The 1,978-nt window shown below is 55.2% G+C and carries 2 protein-coding genes; both read left to right on the forward strand.

What is annotated here, in order from left to right:
• Positions 1 to 170 precede the first annotated feature (170 nt).
• Entirely contained in the window at positions 171 to 803 is a 633-nt protein-coding gene (locus tag ACX80D_RS17710; RefSeq protein ID WP_459324176.1) for a YqiA/YcfP family alpha/beta fold hydrolase, read from the forward strand.
• 704 nt (positions 804 to 1,507) lie between these two features.
• A partial coding sequence (locus ACX80D_RS17715) for a hypothetical protein (protein ID WP_459324177.1) occupies positions 1,508 to 1,978 on the forward strand: 471 nt, incomplete at its 3' end.

Consider the following 1,978-nt stretch of genomic DNA (forward strand, 5'->3'; position numbering starts at 1 on the left):
GCTTAGACACCATCTGGCTTAACAGGAGTTCTCACCTTTAAACAGCCACAACCCCGTTCGTCTCACATATTAAGACGCCATCCCCTCGCAAAAGACTTTGCAGCCGCCCTGTAGTGCGAGGAGACGACCGCGTACTACTCGTACCACTCCAAGGCGCCCTCGGCCGGAACATGGAAACCCCACGTTTTGAATGGGTCCGCATGCTAGAAAATCGAACTGAGACCCGATTATTCATCTCGGACTCTGCACTAGGTGCGGATAAGGAACTATACCTGTCATGGTATTTCGGTACAGCCCATGACAACGTACAGCAGCGTCTTGCCACATACATCCAGCACGTGGCTGACAAAATCGGTGCCACCACCATCATCCTCTTTGGACACTCGGCCGGCGGATACGCCTCTATAGCACTTGGCCAGAGAATTCGAAATTCTCGGGCCTTAGCCTTCAACCCCCAAGTCCATATTGACAGATGGCCATACTGCACAACATTCATAAAGCGTGTATTTGGTGAAACCAAGTCCTTCGCGGACTTAGACCAAGAATTCCCCGAGAGGACCAACCTCCTCCGGCTTCTGGAGTCCAAAAAGTCCTATGAACGGCTGGTTGTGGTGCAAAATACTGGTGACGACACGCACTTGGTGCCACAATTTGCGTCACTAGCATCATTTCTCGGAGTTCCGGAATACGGGGGGATTTCTTCGGACGGCGCTATTCAGCTAGTCACAGAGGATCATGGCCTAGGCCACATCGCGCCGCCTGCGGCACGAGTCCACGCGTGGATTGACGCACTAATCAACTAACAATATCCGCCCGCAGAACAGCGATAAACACACCCTGATAAGTAGAGCGATCGCAGTACCAGGGCTCCGGCAGTGGTCGGAGCCCTAGCACTCCAAGTCTGCCGTTTTTGTTTAGGCGAGTCTCTCGATAGCGCCAGCACTTCGGATAGGGCGATTTAGTTGATTCAGGGTCAAGAGGAATCCTGCCACTTTTCGGCCTAACCTTCGACTTGCAGGGCATGCCGGATGATCATCCGGCACCCGAACTTCTAACACTTGAATCTCAAGAATTATCGATTTCCTACCGGCACTAGCTACCAATAGTCCTGGAGCCCAAGGAACTTGATCGCCGGCGTATAGAGGTTGCCTCTGAAGGCGGCCGGCCACAGCTAGCTACGGGAAGTGCACGGTGTTTAGCCGATGCTTTCGGTAGCGGGTGTGGGTTGATCGGGTGTGGTCGATCGGGTAGCAGCGGTGTGAGGACCCGGTAGCACATTGATTGTGAGCCGTGGAATCTGTTTGGGTGGAGTGGCTGCTCTTTCCGATCGAGTGTGGGTTTGGCAGCGTCGCTAGGGCCCAGGGCTCCGGACACGCTCCGCTGATGGGTTTTCGTGTTCGTTGATTTTGCGGGAATTCCCTTGGTGAAAGCCTGTTAATTTTACCCATTCTTCGATATAATAGATCCAAGAAACAGTGACTCTTGGAAGGGTGGAATGATGAGTATTATGACTGCTCAATCTCCTCTTCCTGTGGCGATGGTTCTGGATGCTGTGCCGCTGGGTCTGGCCGGGGAACTGGTGAGGGACGCCGATGGTGGTGGCACTGTTTTTCTTCACGGCCAAGCCTCGTTTTCCTGGGAGGCGGGGGACGAAGTCGGCCGCCGCTGGGTAGCGGTGAAACTAGCGGCGATGAAGGCCGCCGGAGTCGGTGAGATCGCCACCGTCTTTGATGTCAACCCGTCAACGGTGTGGTTATGGAAACAGCTGCTGGCTGATGGCGGCATGATCGCGTTAGTACCGGAAAAGAAGGGGCCAAAGAAAGCGTCCCGATTGAGCAGCACGGTCATTGCCCGGATCGTGGAATTGCGCAGCACCGGCCTGTCCCAGCAGGCCGTCGGCAACGCGGTAGGCGTCTCGGAGTTCAGCGTCCGCCGGGCCCTGAAAATCGCTGCCGAACAAGCCACTACTGACGCTGCG

This window comes from Arthrobacter sp. Sr24, from assembly GCF_054511175.1.

Bases quoted from the DNA above. Each gene is read 5' to 3' on its own strand.
- ACX80D_RS17710 (WP_459324176.1), top strand. From the start codon at position 171: ATGGAAACCCCACGTTTTGAATGGGTCCGCATGCTAGAAAATCGAACT.